Raw genomic sequence first — 17740 nt, 5'->3', positions numbered from 1 at the left:
GGTCGATTTTGGCTCCTTCGCCCCGACCCAGATATTTGTCGAAGCCTTTGCCGAACTGGGTGTGGCGATCAGCCTAGAAGAAGCACGCGGCCCGATGGGCATGGGCAAATGGGATCATATCCACACGCTGTGCAATCAGCCTGAGATAGCCGAGCGCTTTCTCCAGGCAGTCGGCCACCTGCCGACTGATACCGATGTGACGGCGCTTTATGAACGCTTTATGCCGCTGCAGATCGCCAAAATTGCCGATCACTCGGCGGTGATTCCTGGGGCGCTTGATACGCTAACTTGGTTGCGAGGGCAGGGGCTGAAAATAGGTTCGTGCTCTGGCTATCCGGCCGTGGTGATGGAAAAGGTGGTGGCGCTAGCCGCCGGTAATGGCCTGAAGGTGGATCATGTGGTGGCCACCGATGAGGTGCCCAACGGTCGCCCACACCCCGCCCAGGCGCTGGCCAATGTCATTGCGTTAGGCATCAGTGATGTTGCTGCCTGTATCAAGGTGGACGATACCGCCCCCGGCATCCTTGAAGGGCGCCATGCAGGAATGTGGGCGGTCGCACTCACTTGTTCAGGCAACGCCTTGGGGCTGAGTTATGGCCAGTATCAAGCGCTAAGCGATAGCGAACGCCGTGCAGCCCATGAGCGCGTGGCCGCTCAATTTGCTCCATCAAAACCGCACTACAGCATTGCCACTATCGCCGAGCTGCCAAGCGTTGTAGATGCCATTAATGCCCGTTTACAGCGAGGAGAGCGGCCTTGAGTCCAGCCGCACTGGCGTTAGTGCTGTTTTCGGTGTGTATGCATGCTGGGTGGAACGTGTTGGGTAAGCGCAATGCACCATCGCTGGCTTTTTTTGCCTTGGCTTACGGGGCAGGCGGTGCATTGTTGCTGCCGCTAGTGTGGCTTGGGCCATCGTTGGCGGCGCTACCCAACGCATTTTGGGGATGGCTGGCGCTTTCAGGGCTATGCCAAATGCTCTATATGGCTGGCTTAGCCTGGGCCTATGCACGTGGGGAAGTCAGTGTGCTTTATCCCATCGCTCGGGCGCTGCCAGTGGTGCTTGTGCCGCTCGTATCCATTGCGCTGCTCGGCAACCGCACGCTGGATGTGGCGGATGGCATTGGCATGGCATTGGTGGTGGCGGGGGCGCTGTGCCTGCCACTAAGCCACCCAGAGGCGCGCAGGCTATCGACCTATTTAACACCAGCCATGGGGTTTGCACTGTTGGCAGCCGCCGGCACGGTGGGCTATTCGCTGATAGATAAACAGGCACTGGCGTTGATGCAGCTAGCAGGCCATAGCAGTTTAACCGCCGGCGCGGTGTTTATGGTGTTACAAGCAGTGATGACCTTAACCTGGGCGATTCCGCTGCTGATGCTGCTACCCACGGAGCGTCGCCGGTTGCCCGCCATCCGCCAGCAAGGGCTAGTGATGCTGGTCGTCACAGGGCTGATGATGACCTGCACTTATGGCCTGGTACTCATGGCCCTGGCACTAACCGACGAAGTGAGTTACGTCGTGGCGCTGCGCCAGCTCTCCATTCCGGTGGGGGTATTAATGGGCGTGCTGTGGCTAAAAGAGCCTGCATCGATGGCAAAAGCCGCTGGTACATTGGTAATGCTTTTGGGGCTGGTGCTTGTAGCGCTGTAAAGCCATGTCTTGAAACGCTGCGAAATGCTAGTGGAGCGGCAGGGGGGCGAAGGTCCGCCCCCAAGAATTATGGCGCGGGGCAGGGAGCGCCGACATGAAACGCGGCGGCAGACATGTTTGGGATGTTTAGCGTGAGCTGTCCGTCTTCAACGGCAACACATTGATCATCACCCACGATATTTTGGTAGTGGCCATCGGCCATGTCGGTGTCGAACGTGCGTGTTAAATCGTTGTGTTCACGGTTAATGGCAAGAAAGCCTTGAGTGTCTCGGCTAAACGCTATTTGGTTATTACCGTTATCCCACCAGTGGGTAACGCCTGCGCCTTCAGTGTGTTGGCGGAACGTGACCATGTTGGCAATTTCGGGCCAGCGGTGCTCGCATACCCAGGCTTCTCCACACTGAACCTCTCCTTGCTGGTATACCGCCGTTTGCGGTGGGCCTTGGTCGCTGTCAGTAAATGTGTAGCTCGACATGATTTTGGGATAGCCATAAGGCCAAGCAAGCATAAACATATTGGCTAGGCGGTAAAGGCTACCGTCTTGGTGTGTCAAAATATTATCGCCGCCGGCACCATGACCACGTTGATTGTCGTGATTATCGGTAAACACAACGGCCATTTCACTGGGTAAAAAGTCACTCTCTTCGCCTAACCGATGAAGGTTGGCCAGTGGCTGATGATTAAAAATATCGCCTAGGTGCGTGCTATAGCGAAACTCGGTAATGTCGGCAATGCCCTGGTACTCGGCGGCGCTGATTGCTTCGCCTCCTAGGTCAATAACTTCCTGAAAGGCATAAAGCGAGGATTCTAGCCGTTCTAGAATGTGCGCAATGTCATTAGGTTCCATGTGCTTAGCGGCATCAATTCGAATGCCCTTAACGCCTAGTTCGGCTAGCCTATCCAGGTATTCGGCAATGCTGTTTTGCACGGCAGGGTTGCCGGTTTTGAGGTCGGGAAGGCCAACCAACTGGCAACGGCGAACACGCTCTGCGTTATGGGCATAGTCGTCTTGTTCGATCCCGCAAGGTTCGTGAAAATCTTGAGGCTGATAATGAGGGTAACTCAGGGTCTCGTGGTCATAGTGGGACCCTGCGGTGCCTTGGCCCTTGCCATGGGCTAGGTGATTAATCACGGCGTCGACGTACACATCGACTCCCGCCGCTTCACAGCGTTGGACCATGTGGGTAAACGCTGTACTGGAGCCGCTTCGACTTTCCAATTGGTAGCTAACAGGCTGATAGCGCGTCCACCAAGCATCGCCCTGGATATGCTCTTGCGGTGGTGATACTTGCACAGCCTTATAACCTTTGGGGCCTAACCAGTTCTCGCACTCTTGCGCGATATCGTCCCATTGCCACTCAAATAAATGCACAAACGTGTTGGCGTTAGCCGATTGGGCGGTTAGCCCTATTCCCAATGATGCGCTTGCGGCAAGAATGAAAGCATATTTGGAAAACATAAGTACCACCTGTGTTGTCATTGTTAATAACAACATGACGATATCGAGGGTGATCCAAACCCTCCTTATGAAGGAGTAAAGGGGCGTAGATGAGGGGAGGAGAGCTAAGTTTTGTGCCCCGATAATTGAGGTACTGTAAATTTACGCTAGCCTACCGCTTGCCAGACTAGGTTGATTCCCACCAGGAACATGGCCAGGATCACGAGGCGGTAAAATAGTGCTTCGTTGACGCGGCTTTGTAGCCACAGCCCGTTGCGCACGCCGATCCAAGCGACGGGTACCAACAGCAACGATGCCCAGGCGCTGGTGACATTGATTTCACCCAGCCACATATACGGCGCTAGCTTGATCGCGTTGACTACGGCAAAGGTCACCGCACAAGTGGCAATAAAGCTCTCTTTCGATAGTTTGCGCGGCAGGAGATAAACGTTTAACGGCGGCGCGCCCGCATGGGCCATAAAGCTAGTAAAGCCGCAGACGCTTGCCGCTGGCAATGCCCAACGAGTGGAGATTGGTTTTTTAGAAACGGGCTTGAGCAGCATATAGGCGGCGAACAGCAAGGTGATAACGCCGAGGGTCAGGCGTAAGCCCTGTTCGCTTAAGCTGCCAAACAGCAGCGTCCCCACCGTCACGCCGATAAACAGCCCCGGCACAAAGCGCCAGACCTCAGTAGCATCCTGCTTGCCCCACCATGCCTTCACCGCAAATACATCCATCACCAGCAGTAGCGGTAGCAGCAGGCCTGCCGCTTGGGTGGGGCTGATCGCCAGTGCCATTAGCGGCACCGAGAGCGTGCCGAAACCGCCCGCGAAACCACCTTTTGAAACGCCAGTCAGGTAAACAGAAAATACAATCAACACCCAAGCGATGGTGGAGTAATCGGGAAGCATGGCAAGTCCTTGGGAACCAGTCGTTGAAAAGCCTAAGAAACCTCTGATTAACTATTACGCTTGGCCATACTGCGTTAAAAATCGCCTCAAAATGCTCATTTACAACTCGTAAACTCCGCTTTTTCGTTGATTTTTGCCTTGTCTGGCCTGCGCTCATTACATTAATCAGAGGCTCCCTAGCGCGAAAAACCCCGCATTAGCGGGGCTATACAGCATAGCATTGGATAAATGTTAGCAGGCAAATTGTGCCGCCCGTTAGGCTTTCATTAACCACTCATGGTCGGGGTCGTTGTGAAATTTCCACGCCCGCTTGGGCCCCGCCATGACATTTAAGTAGTAGAGCGAGTAGCCATGGGAAGCGCCTACAGGGTGGTAGCCCTTGGGTACAAGCACGCAGCAACCGTTCTCTACCGCCATGGTTTCATCAAGGCTGCGGTCATCGGTGTAAACGCGCTGAAAGGCGAACCCTTGTTCAGGGTTAATACGGTGGTAGTAGGTCTCTTCCAGGTATGATTCGTGGGGTAAGTTATCCACATCGTGTTTATGTGGCGGGTAGCTAGACCAGTTGCCCGCAGGTGTGAATACTTCAACCACCAGTAGGCTATCGGCGGGCTCGGTTTCCGGCAGAATATCGTGTACGTGGCGGGTATTAGTGCCCTGGCCACGGGTGCTCTGCTTGATGTTGTCGGGGGAAATCAGCCTTGGGGCGTGATTGCCATCCCCAGGGGCAGCGCACACCGCAAGCTCTAAGTCCGTGGTCGCTTCCACCGCGTAGCTAACATGGTCAGGCAGATAAACCGCGTAGGGAGGGATCTGCTCAAAGATATCCATGCGCTTGCCGATGTCTTCAAAGCGGTGCTCGCCGCAGGTCACTGTGGCCCGCCCGGTGAGCAGCACCAGACAGACTTCCTGGTCATCGCTGCTGGCCTCCAGGCGCTGGCCCTTGGCGAGTTTATGCACCCGAAAGCCAACGTGCGTCCAGCCAGCCGATTCAGGGGTAACGTCAATCACGGTGCCTTGGGCATCTGGGGCGGTGGGGCGTACCAGTAGTGAAGCCATATATCGCTCCTTCTGATGGCTAGCTGCTCGGTTGGCAGCTAGTCGTTGTCGATATGAAGGGTCTCCACAGACCCGTCTGCGTCGGTTTAAACCGGGGCGTCGAGCAGTATTTTGCGACCTTCACGCAATGAAAGCTCCGCTGCATCGGCTAAGCGCAACGCCTCTAGGCCATCTTGGGCACCGGCGAGTGGCGCACGCTTCTCTTGCCAGGCGGCGACAAAGTCGCCAATTTCAAGTTGGTAGGCTTGGGCGTAGCGCTCCAGGAAGAACCACTTGGGTTTGTCTTCCACTTGGCCTGCTTCCCCCGTAAAACGTAGCCGAGTGTCGCTCTCGTTCTGGGCTTGCAGCATGCCTTGGCTGCCAAAGGCTTCGATACGCTGATCGTAGCCGTAGCTAGCGCGCCGCGAGTTGCTGATTTGGCACAGCTTGCCACTGGCGGTGGTAAGGGTGACCATGGCGGTATCTACATCACCTGCTTCACCAATCGCTGGGTCAATGATGCTACTACCGACGGCAAAGACACTTTCAATCGGCTCATCCAGCAACCAGCGAGCCATATCAAGATCATGAATCATCATGTCGCGGAACAGACCGCCGGACTCAGCCACATACTCGGCAGGCGGGGGAGAGGGGTCGCGGCTAATAATCGTCAGCGTTTCAAGTGCGCCAATACGCCCTTCGGTAATCGCTTTTTTTAATGCTGCAAACTGAGGATCGTGGCGGCGGTTAAAGCCTAACGCGCAGGTCACCGGGTGTTCGCTAAGTACCTGTAGGGCATCGCGCGTGCGCGCCATCGCGCGTGCGCGCTAAATCCAGGGCGATAGGTTTTTCGCACAGAACCGCCTTGCCTGCGCGGGCGGCACGCTCGAGATACTCCGCATGCGTAGGTGTGCTTGAAGCAATCAGTACGGCATCAATTTCATCATCTGCGAAGATTTCATCCACAGAGGCCGCTCGGCTAGCGTACTGCTCGGCTAGGGCTTCTGCGGCAGGCTGATGAAAATCAGCCACGGCAACCAGCGTCACGTTGGGGTGTGAATAAATGGCCTGGGCATGCACCTTGCCGATGCGCCCAGCGCCGATAAGCGCGAGTTTCATAAGCACTCCTGTTTTGTTGTTGCTGTTGGCTTGGTGTTTATGTCTTACGTTTTTTAGTTGAGGCTTTTTCCAGGGCTTTGTCTTGCCGTACGCCCAGGGCAATTGCCAAGGCTTGGGTTAAGCAGAGCGATGCGGTCAAGCCGCGAAAACTTTTCACTTCAGCTTCGTTAACCACGAAAGCAACATCCGCGAAACGCGCCAGTGGGCTAAGGCTCGAATCGGTAATCACCACAATGGGTAGGCCGCGCTGATGGGCGTCTTCGCAGGCTTTTTGGCTCTCTTTGGCATAGGGAGAGAAGCTAATGGTCAGTAGCGCGTCATGTTGGCTCATCGCGCGCAGTTGCTCGCCGTACATTCCCCCCAAACCGCTGACCAGCAGCGCAGGTTTATCCACATGCGCCAGGGCATAGGTCATGTAGCTGGCGACCATGAAGCTGCGTCGTGCGCCCATCACATGAATCGCATGGGCCTTTTCAAAAATATCCAGCGCCTTCTCTAGGCTCTCTGGATCAATACGGCTGGGTAGTTGCTCAAGCACGGCGCGGTTGGCGTCAGCGAACTCCCATAATAGTTGGGTGCTATCGGGTGTTTCTCCGGTGGCGCTGCGTACCGCGCGAATGCGTTCGGTGTAGTTAGGCAACTCATCGACCAGACGGCTGCGAAACAGCTGCTGCATTTCGGAAAAGCCCTTAAAGCCCAAGCTATTGGCTAAGCGAATTAAGGTGGATGGCGTGACATCCGCTTGTTCGGCAATTTTGGCCACGGTCGCTAAAGCAACTTCCTGAGGGTGATCAAGCATAAAGCGCGCGGTTTGCTGTAAGCGTTTGCTCAGTGTGGCGTACTCGGCGGTGATCAGCGTTTCCAACTCACGGTAGCTCTGTGGTGGTTGTGGCATACAAATTCCTTCGCGTTGGCCCATCTAGCAGCCTTCTGCTTATGTGCTAGTGGATATGCAGTACTGAGCAAAGTGACTCGTTGCTGTGCAGTCTAGTTGATTGGAATAAATATTCCATTTATACCAAAGTATAGAATAAATAATTTGCTATAACTGATGTTTGGAATCTATATTTCATAACGCCAAGGCATTTAATGCCACTTCCCTACCAACAACGATAACGTTATGAGGAATTATTTATGGCACGTCTATCTCAATGGCTTCTAGCCTCTGCCGCTACCACGGCATTAATGGCAGGTGTCGTTCAAGCACAGGAACCAGAGCAAGAAGAGAGCCGTTTCGTCATGGTGACCCATGGCGTTCCCTCTGATCCTTTCTGGTCGGTGGTTAAAAACGGTGCAGAAGCCGCCGCTGAAACCGTTGGGGCTAGCTTGGAGTATCGCGCGCCCTCCACCTTTGATATGGCCAAGATGCAGCAACTTGTAGAAGCAGCAGTGGCATCTGGTCCTGATGGTTTGATTCTCTCTTTTACCGACGAAAATGCCCTGGGTGGCGCTGTGCAAAATGCTGTCGATAACGGCATACCCGTCATCACTATTAACTCCGGTGGCGACGTGGCAAGGGATTATGGTGCCCGGTTACACGTTGGGCAGAGTGAATATGAGGCAGGTAAACAAGCTGCTGAACGCATGCAGGAGATGGGCGTCGAGAAAGGCGTCTGCGTTAACCATGAACAAGGCAACCAAGGACTTGACCAGCGCTGTGATGGTTTTGTCGACGGCTTCGATGGCAATGCTGAGCAGCTAGCGACCACTTACGACCCCACCAATATTCGCAATGCTATTGTCGCTTACCTCAACGAAAACAGTGATGTGCGTGGTGTGCTGACCTTGGGAGCATTGGCCGCTGATCCGATGATCCGGGCCATGCGTGAACAGGGAGCAACCGATATGTTCACTCTCGGCACCTTTGACCTTTCACCCGGTATTTTGGAAGCCTTGGATGCGGGTGAGCTGGACTTTGCGATCGACCAACAGCAGTACATGCAGGGCTATTTACCTGTCATGTTCCTAGATCAGTTCGTCAAGAACGGTCTGCTGCCCGCAGGGGATGTTGCCACCGGCCCTGGATTTGTTACTCAAGAAAACGCTGCTCAGGTCATTGAGCTGAGTAGTCAGGGCATCCGCTGATAACTACCTAATCGGAAAAGGCTCGGCGGTGTCGAGCCTTGGGAGTCGATCGCTATGAATTCCACTGAAACGAAATCATCGGTTGCGCCAGCAGCGGCTGATCAAGATGAGCGTATCCAGAGAGTCTCTTTCTGGAAGAAAGCGCTTAATCGCCCGGAGTTGGGGGCGCTGGCCGGTGCCGTGTTGGTGCTTGCCTTCTTTATCGCTGCTTCCAGCGGCACCGGGATGTTTACCCCCGCGGGTATTATTAATTTTCTTGAAGTCGCCGCTCAGCTCGGCATTATCGCCACGGCGGCTGCGTTATTGATGATTGGCGGAGAGTTTGATCTGTCGATTGGCTCGATGATTGGCTTGGCAGGCATCCTGATTGCCATCCCCGCGGTGGAGTATGGCTGGCCGCTATGGGCCGCAATTTTATTGGCGTTCGCCTGTGCGGGCTTGGTGGGCTGGATTAACGGTAATCTGGTCAATAAAACAGGCTTGCCGTCATTTATCGTTACCCTGGGCTTCCTGTTCATTCTGCGTGGCCTGGCTATCGGAACCAGTCGGTTGTTGACGGGACGTACTCAGGTAGGAGGAGTGCAGGATCATATCCCCGGAGATTGGTTTTCGGCGCTTTTCTCTGGAGAAGTCGCTACGGGCCTATTTAGCTGGATGGCAGCCAATGGCTGGATGGCGACCAACTTTGCGGGCAACCCCACGGTTACCGGTATTCCTGTCTCGATTGTCTGGTGGCTGGGCTTAACCGCTGTAGCGACTTGGGTGCTGCTGTGCACGCCTTACGGCAACTGGATATTCGCTAGCGGTGGCGATGCCAATGCGGCGCGCAACTCAGGCGTTCCCGTCCAGCGCGTCAAGATTTCACTGTTCATGTTCACCGCTTTCTCCGCCACCATCTTTGCCTGCATCCAGGTGATGGATACCGGCTCGGCGGACACCATTCGCGGCCTATTAAAAGAACTGGAAGCCATCATTGCCGTTGTCATTGGCGGTGCTTTGCTGACCGGTGGCTATGGGTCTGCCATTGGTGCGGCGCTGGGGGCACTGATCTTTGGCATGGTGCAAATGGGCATCTTTTACACCGGCGTTAATACCGACTGGTTCCAGGTTTTCCTGGGCGTGATGTTGCTGGTGGCGGTGCTATTCAACAATTACATGCGCAAAAAGGCGATGGAGGCCAAATAACATGACCACACGTACGCCAATGATTGAAATGCGCAGTGTCAGCAAACACTTCGGCAGTGTTATCGCCTTAAGTGATATCTCGATGCAGGTCTACTCCGGTGAGGTTATGTGCCTGCTAGGGGATAACGGTGCTGGCAAGTCAACGTTGATTAAAACCCTTTCCGGTGTTCACCAGCCCACCCACGGCGAAATGCTACTGGATGGCAAACCCGCTCGTTTCAAGTCCCCAGCTTATGCATTAGACGCTGGTATCGCGACCGTTTTCCAGGATCTGGCGATGGTGCCGTTGATGTCGATTACCCGTAACTTTTTTATGGGGCGCGAACCGACGGTGGGCTGGGGGCCTTTAAAGCGCATTGATTGGAAATATGCCGACCGGGTTGCCAAAGAGGAAATGTCCAAAATCGGTATTGATGTACGCGACCCAAGCCAGCCGGTAGGCACGCTTTCTGGCGGGGAGCGCCAGTGTGTGGCGATTGCTCGTGCCGTCTACTTTGGTGCCAAAGTGCTGATTCTGGATGAGCCCACGTCCGCGCTTGGGGTCAAGCAGGCGTCTGTTGTACTGCGCTACATTGCCAAAGCCCGCGCAGATGGCCTTGCAGTCATCTTTATTACCCACAATGTCCACCATGCTTACCCAGTGGCCGATGCGTTCACCCTATTGTCACGCGGCGGTAGTTTGGGCTCCTTCCGCAAAGAGGAAGTCAGCCGCGAAGAAGTGCTCAACATGATGGCGGGTGGCGCTGAGCTTGAAAGCCTGGATGCAGAGCTTGCGGAATTCCAGCGGGAGGATAAAGCCAAGAAGGCCAGCTTAGCCGATCAAGACACTCAGCCTGCCGATGCAAGCAGCGCCGAGCAAACTTCACCGCGAGCGGCAAGCGGCTATTAAGGAAGCATGATGAATAAGTTGACCCCATCATCGCCGTTCACGCTGGCTGTCTGTGCTGAAATGATCTTCTGCGATTTGCCGATATTGGAACGCGTTAAGCGTATTTCTGAACTGGGCTTTCAAGTCGAAATCTGGGACTGGACGAAGCACGACATTGACGCACTGGCCAATAGCGGGGCGACGTTTTCATCCATGACCGGCTATGTCACCGGCACCCTGGCAGATGCCGCCGGGGCAGATGAACTGCTACGCACCGCCGCTGAGTCGGTTGAGGTAGCAAAGCGTCTTGGCATTCCGCGCCTTAACCTGCATGGCACCGGGCTAGATGGTAATGGGTTGCCCGTTCAACCTTGCCAGCAGATGACGGGCGCTATGTGGCTCAAAGCCCGCGACACGCTCAATCGGCTGGCAGATCTTGGCGAGAAGAATGACGTCATCTTCGTGCTTGAAAACCTCAATACCGAGGTTGATCACCCCGGCGTGCCGTTTGCTCGCTTGGAAGATGTTCTAGCACTGGTGGAGAGTGTTGATCGGCCTAGCTTGCGCATCATGCTAGATGTTTATCACGCCCAAATTGGCGAAGGTAATCTGATTGAATTGATTCGCCGCTGCGGGCCGTACATTGGTGAAGTGCAGGTAGCCGATGTGCCTGGGCGCTGCGAACCGGGGACTGGCGAGATTAACTACCCGGCCATTGCTCAAGCGCTGAACGACATAGGTTATCGCGGCACGGTGGGGTTAGAAGGTTGGGCCTCTGGCGATGACGGCCTCGCCCTTGATCGATTCCGTGCTGCCTTCTCATTTTAGGTAAGCCTCATCGATAGCCACCCAAGACGCTTTTATGCCCAGTGCCCTCTTTTGCCCGATACCACGAATTTGTGACGTGGGGAGACATTTATGCTGAATAACAATAGTCAACACCGGCCGCTTGACCTGATTTGCCTGGGACGTGTGGCGGTCGACCTGTACGCCGAACAGATTGGCAGCCGTTTAGAAGACGTGGCGAGCTTTGCCAAGTACCTAGGTGGCAGCTCGGGCAATATGGCTTACGGTACCGCTCGTTTGGGATTGAAGTCTGCCATGCTCTCGCGGGTCGGCGATGAACAAATGGGCAACTTTGTTCGCGAGGAATTAGCACGAGTGGGGGTGGATACCTCCGCGCTACAAACCGACCCCGAGCGCCACACCGGCTTGGTGCTGCTGGCGTTAAAAGATCGCGAAAGCTTCCCGCTGCTATTTTACCGCCGCGACTGTGCCGATATGGCCATCGACGCCGATGCCATCGACCCTGAATTTATCGCTCGGGCCAAGGCGCTGGCGATTACCGGCACCCATCTTTCTACCGATACCACTCGCCGGGCGTGCCGCAAAGCACTGGACGCCGCCGCCCATCATGGCGTGAAGCGAGTGCTGGACATCGACTATCGCCCCGTACTGTGGGGGCTGACCAACCCTGGTGATGGTGAAACCCGCTTTATCGCCGATGAAAAAGTCACTACAGATCTGCAACGCTGGTTGCCAGATTTTGACCTGATTGTAGGCACCGAAGAGGAGTTTCATATTGCCGGCGGCAGCACCGACACCTTAACGGCACTGCGCGCGGTACGTGAGGTTAGTGAAGCCACTCTGGTATGCAAGCTGGGCCCCATGGGCTGTGTCGTGTTTGAAGGCGCTATTCCTGACCGCATTGAAGACGGCATTCTAGTCAAGGGCGTTCAGGTCGAGGTGCTCAATGTGCTGGGCGCTGGCGATGCCTTTATGAGTGGCTTGCTACGCGGCTGGCTGCGCAATGAACCCTGGCAAACCAGTGCCAGCTATGCCAATGCCTGTGGCGCGCTGGTGGTCTCCCGCCACGGCTGTGCTCCCGCCATGCCCACTGAAGACGAGTTATTTGATTACTTGGCGCGCCGGGATGAGGTACCCCGTCCGGATATCGATCAACGCCTGAATCATCTGCACCGCGTCACTACCCGGGTGCCCGTTCAATGGCCCGAAGTGTTGGGGTTAGCATTTGACCACCGTCGCCAGCTTACCGATATGGCCCGCGAAGAGCATGCCGATAGTGCGCGCCTTCCTAAGCTTAAAAAACTCCTGGTCAGCGCCGCTGAAGAGGGCGCCAAGCTGGGTGGCATTTCCACTCCCGCAATCCTGGTTGATGACGTGCTGGGTCAAGACGCACTCAATCAAGCCAGTGGAAAAGGCTGGTGGATTGGTCGGCCGGTGGAGCTGCCAGGCTCACGCCCGCTGCGTTTCCAGCATGGCGATGACTTAGGTGCCTGCCTACGCAACTGGCCTAGAGAACAGATCATTAAATGCTTGGTGTTCTACCACCCTGACGATGAACTCTCATTGCGCCTAGAGCAGGAGGAGCGTCTGCGCCAGCTCTATCAGGCGGCCTGTGCTTATGGGCTGGAGTTGCTGATTGAGATAATCCCTCCCGCTGATATGCAAAGCGATAACACGACGCTACCGCGCAGCCTTCAGCGGCTCTACAACCTAGGCATTCGCCCAGACTGGTGGAAGCTACCCTCAATGACGGATGTTGCCTGGCAGGCGGTGGGCGAGACCATTGAGCGCGAGGATGCTTACTGCCGCGGGGTCGTACTGCTCGGGCTCGACGCCCCTATGGACGACATGAAACGCGGCTTTGAAGCAGCCGCCAATCATGCCTGCTGTAAGGGTTTCACCGTTGGTCGCACGCTATTTGCTAGTGCGAGTCGTGATTGGCTGGCTGGGCGTATCGATGACGCTAGCTTGGTAGCGCGAGTCGCCCAGAACTATGCCGAGCTGATAACGGCGTGGCGGCAATTAAGGCAGGCGCAGCCGCAAACGCTGGCCCACACCGAGGAGACGTAAGATGAGCACCATTCGACTCACCATGGCCCAGGCGCTGGTTAAGTATCTCGCCGCCCAGCGTATTGAGATCAATGGCCAAGAAGTGGCGCTGTTTGAAGGCGTGTTTGCGATTTTTGGTCATGGCAACGTGGCGGGGTTAGGCGAAGCGCTTTACCACGTGCAAGACGAATTGCCGACCTTTCGTGCCCATAACGAACAGTCCATGGCCCACGCGGCGATCGCCTTTGCCAAGGCCAATGGCCGCCAGCGCCTAATGGCGGCGACCAGCTCCATCGGCCCGGGGGCGACCAACCATCGGCCCGGGGGCGACCAATATGGTCACCGCCGCGGCGCTTGCTCATGCCAACCGGTTGCCGATCCTGCTGCTGCCGGGGGACACCTTTGCCACCCGCGAACCCGATCCGGTGCTGCAACAAGTGGAACATTTCGGTGACCCGACGATTAGCGTCAATGACTGTTTTCGCCCGGTATCGCGCTACTTCGACCGCATTAACCGCCCCGAGCAGCTGCTGACCAGCCTGCCCCAGGCGATTGCCACCCTGCTTGACCCTGAACACTGCGGTCCCGCGACCCTGGCGCTGCCCCAAGATGTGCAAACCTTTGCCTACGATTATCCGGAGGCATTTTTTGCCCCCAAAGTGCATCGCATTCGCCGCTCGCCGCCGGATGCTTTCGAACTTCGCCAAGCCATCGCCGCACTGCAACAGGCCAAACGCCCGCTGATCATTGCTGGCGGCGGCGTACATTACGCGGTTGCCTGCGACGCCTTAGCCGAATTTGCCAAAAAGCGCGCTATTCCGGTGGCTGAAACTCAGGCGGGGAAGGGCGCGCTGGCCGATAGCCACGCTTGCGCTGTGGGTGCCATTGGGGTGACCGGTAGTGCAGCTGCCAACCAGTTAGCGGAACAGGCAGATGTAATTTTGGCGGTGGGCACACGGCTGCAGGACTTTACCACTGGCTCTCGGGCGCTGTTTGAAGACAACGATAAAACACTGATTGCCCTTAACGTTGGCCGTTTCGATAGCTTGAAGCATCAAGCGTTGCCGCTTAGCTGCGATGCTTTGATCGGGCTGGGGCAACTCGACGCAGCGCTGGGCGAGTGGCGCGGTAGCGATGAATGGCGCGAACAAACTGGCACGCTCAAACGCGAATGGGCCGACATAGTGCGCCGTGTAACCGCAGATCAAGGGCTGGCGCTGCCCACCGATGCCCAGGTGATCGGTGCGGTCAATCGTCAGGCAGGCAACGATACCACCGTGGTATGTGCTGCCGGTGGTTTGCCCGGCGAGTTGCACAAACTCTGGCAATGTTCGGGCCCTGGCAGCTACCACGTTGAGTACGGTTTCTCCTGCATGGGCTATGAAATTGCCGGCGGGCTGGGCGTCAAGATGGCCAAACCTGACAACGAGGTAGTGGTGATGGTCGGCGATGGCAGCTACCTGATGCACAACTCGGAGCTGGCGACGTCGGTGATGCTGGGCCACAAGCTGACGGTAGTGGTGTTGGATAACCGCGGTTATGGCTGTATCAACCGCTTGCAGCACGCCACCGGCGGCGCGGGGTTCAACAACCTGCTGCAAGATTGCCGCACCGTCGAGGCTGGTGCACCGAAAACCGATTTTGCCGCCCACGCTAAAGCGTTGGGCTGTGAGTCTGAATCAGTGAGCGGCATTGCGGAACTGGAGCAGGCGTTGGTGCGCGCTCGCAGCGCCTCCTCGACCTATGTGATTGCCCTGGATACTGACCCACTGCCCAGCACCCAAGAAGGCGGTGCCTGGTGGGAAGTGGCCGTGCCCGAGGTTTCCGAGCGCGAAGCCGTCAATAAAGCCTATCAAGGTTACCGCGAGGCTAAGCAGCGTCAGGCCCGCTAATCGAATACAAAACATCAGAGAGTCGGCGATAGGGTAAAGCGCCCTAACGCCAAAAATACTCAGACAAAAATGACAAGGAATACGCTATGCCGACGGTTACTTTAGGCATCAATCCGCTCACCTGGACCAACGATGACTTGCCCAGCCTGGGTGGCGCAACACCGCTGGAAACCTGTTTGAAAGAGGGGCGCGAGGCAGGCTTTAGTGGTTTTGAATTAGGTAACAAGTTTCCCCGCACGCCCGACGCCTTGAATCAGGTGCTAAGCGCCCACGACTTGGCGCTTGTGTCGGGCTGGTACTCTGCGCAGCTGTTGGAGCGCACGCCTGAAGAAGAGATTGAGGCTATTCAGGATCACATGAACCTGCTCAAGCTGTGCGGCGCTAAGGTAATGGTGCTATGTGAAGTTACCCACTGTGTACACGGCGATCAGGAGCGCCCGCTCTCCCAGCGTCCGCATCTTTCCGGGCAACAGTGGCAGCGCCTGCTGCATGGTCTTGAGGTGGTGGGTGATTACCTGAAATCCCAGGGCATTCAACTGGTATATCACCACCACCTGGGCACGGTGATCGAAAGCCAGGCCGACGTTGAACGCTTAATGGATTACACCGGCGAAGGCGTGGGGCTACTGCTTGATTTTGGTCATCTGCGCGGTGCAGGCGGCGACCCGCTCGCCATCGCCAAACGCTACAGCCAACGTATCCACCATGTGCACTGCAAAGACCTGCGCTTTCCGGTGCTGGACGCAGTGCGCAACCGCGACAAAAGCTTTTTAAACGGCGTGCTAGACGGCCTGTTTACGGTGCCGGGGGATGGCAATGTGGATTTTCTGCCCGCCTTAACCCACCTGTGCGAACAGGGCTACCAGGGTTGGTTAGTGGTTGAAGCCGAACAAGACCCCGAAGTCGCCCATCCGTTGACCTATGCTCGCCTGGGGTATCGCAACTTGCGCCAACTTGCCGAGCAGGCAGGTTTCGACATTGCCAGCTAAACGGTGCCAGTCGCCGCCTTTTAATCAGGAGCTTGTATGAAGACGTTATCCCATTATCTTAATGGTGAGTTCTCCACCGGTCAGAGCCAGCGCACTGCGCCGGTTTATAATCCGGCCACCGGCGAACAAAGCGCCCAGGTAGCGCTAGCCACCGCCGATGAAACTCGTGAAGCCGTGCGCATCGCCGACGAAGCCTTTGCCGGCTGGTCAAAAGTCTCGCCGCTAAAGCGCTCGCGCATCTTGTTTAAATTTAAAGCGCTGGTCGAGGAGCACACCGATGAGCTGGCGCGACTTATCTCCAGCGAACACGGCAAGGTGTTTTCAGACGCCAAAGGCGAAGTGACCCGCGGCCTGGAAGTGGTTGAGTTTGCCTGCGGCATTCCCCACCTGCAGAAGGGCGAGCACTCCATGAACGTCGGCACCGGCGTTGATAGTTACTCGATGATGCAGCCGCTGGGCGTGTGCGCCGGTATCTCGCCGTTCAACTTCCCCGCCATGGTGCCCATGTGGATGTTCCCCATCGCTTTGGCCTGCGGCAACACTTTCGTCATGAAGCCTTCGGAAAAAGATCCCTCCACGCCGCTGCGCTTAGCCGAGCTGCTTAAAGAGGCGGGCCTTCCGGGTGGTGTCTTTAACGTCGTCAATGGTGATAAAGAAGCCGTCGATGTGCTGCTCACCGATGAGCGTGTTCAGGCGGTAAGTTTTGTGGGTTCCACACCCATCGCCGAGTACATCTACGCTACGGCATCGGCACATGGCAAGCGCGTTCAGGCGCTGGGCGGGGCTAAAAACCATATGGTGATTATGCCTGATGCGGATCTCGATCAAGCCGTGGGTGCCCTGATGGGCGCGGCTTATGGCTCAGCAGGCGAGCGCTGCATGGCGATTTCCGTTGCTGTACCCGTGGGCGAAGATACCGCCAACCGCCTGCGTGAAAAGCTGGTAGCTGAACTGGATAAGCTGACGGTTGGGCCTGGCCTGGTTGATGGCCCTGATAACGATATGGGGCCGCTCATCACCCGCGAGCATCGCGACAAGGTGGCGGACTATATTCAGGTTGGTGTGGATGAAGGCGCAGAGCTTGTGGTCGACGGTCGCCAGACAACGGTTGATGGCGCAGGTGATGGCTACTTTATTGGCGGCACTCTGTTCGATCATGTGACGCCAAAAATGCGTATTCACTCCGAGGAGATCTTTGGCCCGGTGTTGGCGATTGCTCGCGTGGCCAGCTTCGACGAAGCGGTCAGCATGATCAACGCTCATGAATACGGCAACGGCACGGCAATCTTTACCCGCGATGGCGATGCGGCGCGTCAGTACTGCGAGCAGATCCAGGTCGGTATGGTCGGCGTTAACGTACCTATCCCGGTACCCATGGCATTCCATAGCTTTGGCGGTTGGAAGCGCTCGCTGTTTGGTCCGCTGCATATGCACGGCCCCGACGGTGTGCGTTTCTACACCCGTATGAAAACCATCACCCAACGCTGGCCCAGCGGCATTCGTGAAGAGACCAACCACTTCACCATGCCGACCATGTAAGCAGTCTATGGGGCACGACATCATTCAACGCCGGGCCCAGCCCGGCGTTATTGTTTTAAAACCGGCCAGTGTATCAGGTGATGAGGGCAGGTTTCCGCGAGGGCGCTGTGAACCCATCCATGGGCGCTACTTTCGCCATCTGACCGCCATGGATGGCGGAAATGCCGGAA

15 protein-coding genes and 1 pseudogene are annotated in these 17740 nt (G+C 56.3%); 10 read left to right on the top strand and 6 right to left on the bottom strand.

The window, feature by feature from the left end:
• Positions 1 to 760, top strand: a 760-nt coding sequence (phnX, locus tag INT22_RS06620; RefSeq protein WP_193067914.1) for a phosphonoacetaldehyde hydrolase, incomplete at its 5' end; no start/stop codon positions are given.
• Positions 757 to 1650, top strand: a complete 894-nt coding sequence (locus INT22_RS06615; protein WP_193059535.1) for an EamA family transporter — start codon at positions 757 to 759, stop codon at positions 1648 to 1650. The genes phnX and INT22_RS06615, both read left to right, overlap by 4 nt.
• A 67-nt stretch (positions 1651 to 1717) precedes the next feature.
• Here INT22_RS06615 and INT22_RS06610 read toward each other — a convergent pair whose 3' ends face one another.
• The 6 genes from INT22_RS06610 to INT22_RS06590 all read right to left on the bottom strand — a co-directional run bounded on the left by INT22_RS06610 (position 1718) and on the right by INT22_RS06590 (position 7051).
• Complete coding sequence (locus INT22_RS06610; protein WP_193059536.1) at positions 1718 to 3109, bottom strand: alpha-amylase; 1392 nt, start codon at positions 3107 to 3109, stop codon at positions 1718 to 1720.
• A gap of 146 nt (positions 3110 to 3255) precedes the next feature.
• Positions 3256 to 3999, bottom strand: a complete 744-nt coding sequence (locus INT22_RS06605; RefSeq protein WP_193059537.1) for a sulfite exporter TauE/SafE family protein — start codon at positions 3997 to 3999, stop codon at positions 3256 to 3258.
• A 255-nt stretch (positions 4000 to 4254) separates the two neighbouring features.
• Positions 4255 to 5058: a 5-deoxy-glucuronate isomerase gene (gene iolB / locus INT22_RS06600; protein WP_193059538.1), complete on the bottom strand. Its 804-nt coding sequence runs from the start codon at positions 5056 to 5058 to the stop codon at positions 4255 to 4257.
• Between the two features lie 86 nt (positions 5059 to 5144).
• Positions 5145 to 5852 carry a Gfo/Idh/MocA family protein gene (locus INT22_RS06595; RefSeq protein WP_226912462.1) on the bottom strand — a complete coding sequence of 236 codons (708 nt, stop codon included), beginning with the start codon at positions 5850 to 5852 and terminating at the stop codon, positions 5145 to 5147.
• On the bottom strand, positions 5818 to 6156 hold the full coding sequence (locus INT22_RS20390; RefSeq protein WP_226912461.1) for a Gfo/Idh/MocA family oxidoreductase: 339 nt from the start codon (positions 6154 to 6156) through the stop codon (positions 5818 to 5820). Before INT22_RS20390 ends, INT22_RS06595 begins: the two co-directional genes overlap by 35 nt.
• 37 nt (positions 6157 to 6193) lie before the next feature.
• Positions 6194 to 7051, bottom strand: coding sequence for a MurR/RpiR family transcriptional regulator (locus INT22_RS06590; protein ID WP_193067913.1), 858 nt, complete (start codon positions 7049 to 7051; stop codon positions 6194 to 6196).
• A 239-nt stretch (positions 7052 to 7290) separates the two neighbouring features.
• On the opposite strand from INT22_RS06590, the gene INT22_RS06585 reads away from it, so the two are divergent.
• The 8 genes and pseudogenes from INT22_RS06585 (at position 7291) to INT22_RS06550 (ending at position 17570) form a co-directional block, all read left to right on the top strand.
• Positions 7291 to 8241, top strand: a complete 951-nt coding sequence (locus INT22_RS06585; RefSeq protein ID WP_089040562.1) for a sugar ABC transporter substrate-binding protein — start codon at positions 7291 to 7293, stop codon at positions 8239 to 8241.
• Between the two features lie 54 nt (positions 8242 to 8295).
• Positions 8296 to 9426 (top strand): ABC transporter permease, encoded by a 1131-nt coding sequence (locus INT22_RS06580; protein WP_193059541.1) that lies wholly within the window; start codon positions 8296 to 8298, stop codon positions 9424 to 9426.
• 1 nt (position 9427) lies between these two features.
• Positions 9428 to 10315 (top strand): ATP-binding cassette domain-containing protein, encoded by an 888-nt coding sequence (locus tag INT22_RS06575; RefSeq protein ID WP_089040564.1) that lies wholly within the window; start codon positions 9428 to 9430, stop codon positions 10313 to 10315.
• 9 nt (positions 10316 to 10324) lie between these two features.
• The gene (locus tag INT22_RS06570) at positions 10325 to 11122 is read left to right on the top strand and encodes a TIM barrel protein (RefSeq protein ID WP_193059542.1); all 798 of its coding nucleotides are present in this window, start codon (positions 10325 to 10327) and stop codon (positions 11120 to 11122) included.
• A 90-nt stretch (positions 11123 to 11212) separates the two neighbouring features.
• On the top strand, positions 11213 to 13171 hold the full coding sequence (locus tag INT22_RS06565) for a bifunctional 5-dehydro-2-deoxygluconokinase/5-dehydro-2-deoxyphosphogluconate aldolase (RefSeq protein ID WP_193059543.1): 1959 nt from the start codon (positions 11213 to 11215) through the stop codon (positions 13169 to 13171).
• Position 13172: 1 nt separating this feature from the next.
• A pseudogene (iolD, locus tag INT22_RS06560) lies at positions 13173 to 15042 on the top strand (3D-(3,5/4)-trihydroxycyclohexane-1,2-dione acylhydrolase (decyclizing)).
• A gap of 86 nt (positions 15043 to 15128) precedes the next feature.
• The gene (iolE, locus tag INT22_RS06555) at positions 15129 to 16031 is read left to right on the top strand and encodes a myo-inosose-2 dehydratase (protein WP_193067912.1); all 903 of its coding nucleotides are present in this window, start codon (positions 15129 to 15131) and stop codon (positions 16029 to 16031) included.
• A gap of 36 nt (positions 16032 to 16067) precedes the next feature.
• A complete protein-coding gene (locus INT22_RS06550; protein ID WP_193059546.1) occupies positions 16068 to 17570 on the top strand; it encodes a CoA-acylating methylmalonate-semialdehyde dehydrogenase in 1503 nt (500 codons plus the stop codon).
• Positions 17571 to 17740: the final 170 nt, after the last annotated feature.

Origin of the sequence: Halomonas sp. 3D7M (genome assembly GCF_014897885.1) — a bacterium.
Lineage (GTDB): Bacteria > Pseudomonadota > Gammaproteobacteria > Pseudomonadales > Halomonadaceae > Vreelandella.
Note: the sequence above shows the minus strand (reverse complement) of the source record. Positions and strands in the feature narration are given on the sequence as shown.

What these genes read in the sequence shown, in the direction of transcription:
- INT22_RS06565 (WP_193059543.1), top strand. Translation starts at nt 11,213, where the DNA reads ATGCTGAATAACAATAGTCAACACCGGCCGCTTGACCTGATTTGCCTG.
- iolE (WP_193067912.1), top strand. Translation starts at nt 15,129, where the DNA reads ATGCCGACGGTTACTTTAGGCATCAATCCGCTCACCTGGACCAACGAT.
- INT22_RS06580 (WP_193059541.1), top strand. Translation starts at nt 8,296, where the DNA reads ATGAATTCCACTGAAACGAAATCATCGGTTGCGCCAGCAGCGGCTGAT.
- INT22_RS06590 (WP_193067913.1), bottom strand. Translation starts at nt 7,051, where the DNA reads ATGCCACAACCACCACAGAGCTACCGTGAGTTGGAAACGCTGATCACC.
- INT22_RS06605 (WP_193059537.1), bottom strand. Translation starts at nt 3,999, where the DNA reads ATGCTTCCCGATTACTCCACCATCGCTTGGGTGTTGATTGTATTTTCT.
- INT22_RS20390 (WP_226912461.1), bottom strand. Translation starts at nt 6,156, where the DNA reads ATGAAACTCGCGCTTATCGGCGCTGGGCGCATCGGCAAGGTGCATGCC.
- INT22_RS06570 (WP_193059542.1), top strand. Translation starts at nt 10,325, where the DNA reads ATGAATAAGTTGACCCCATCATCGCCGTTCACGCTGGCTGTCTGTGCT.
- INT22_RS06585 (WP_089040562.1), top strand. Translation starts at nt 7,291, where the DNA reads ATGGCACGTCTATCTCAATGGCTTCTAGCCTCTGCCGCTACCACGGCA.
- INT22_RS06550 (WP_193059546.1), top strand. Translation starts at nt 16,068, where the DNA reads ATGAAGACGTTATCCCATTATCTTAATGGTGAGTTCTCCACCGGTCAG.
- INT22_RS06595 (WP_226912462.1), bottom strand. Translation starts at nt 5,852, where the DNA reads ATGGCGCGCACGCGCGATGCCCTACAGGTACTTAGCGAACACCCGGTG.
- INT22_RS06610 (WP_193059536.1), bottom strand. Translation starts at nt 3,109, where the DNA reads ATGTTTTCCAAATATGCTTTCATTCTTGCCGCAAGCGCATCATTGGGA.
- INT22_RS06575 (WP_089040564.1), top strand. Translation starts at nt 9,428, where the DNA reads ATGACCACACGTACGCCAATGATTGAAATGCGCAGTGTCAGCAAACAC.
- iolB (WP_193059538.1), bottom strand. Translation starts at nt 5,058, where the DNA reads ATGGCTTCACTACTGGTACGCCCCACCGCCCCAGATGCCCAAGGCACC.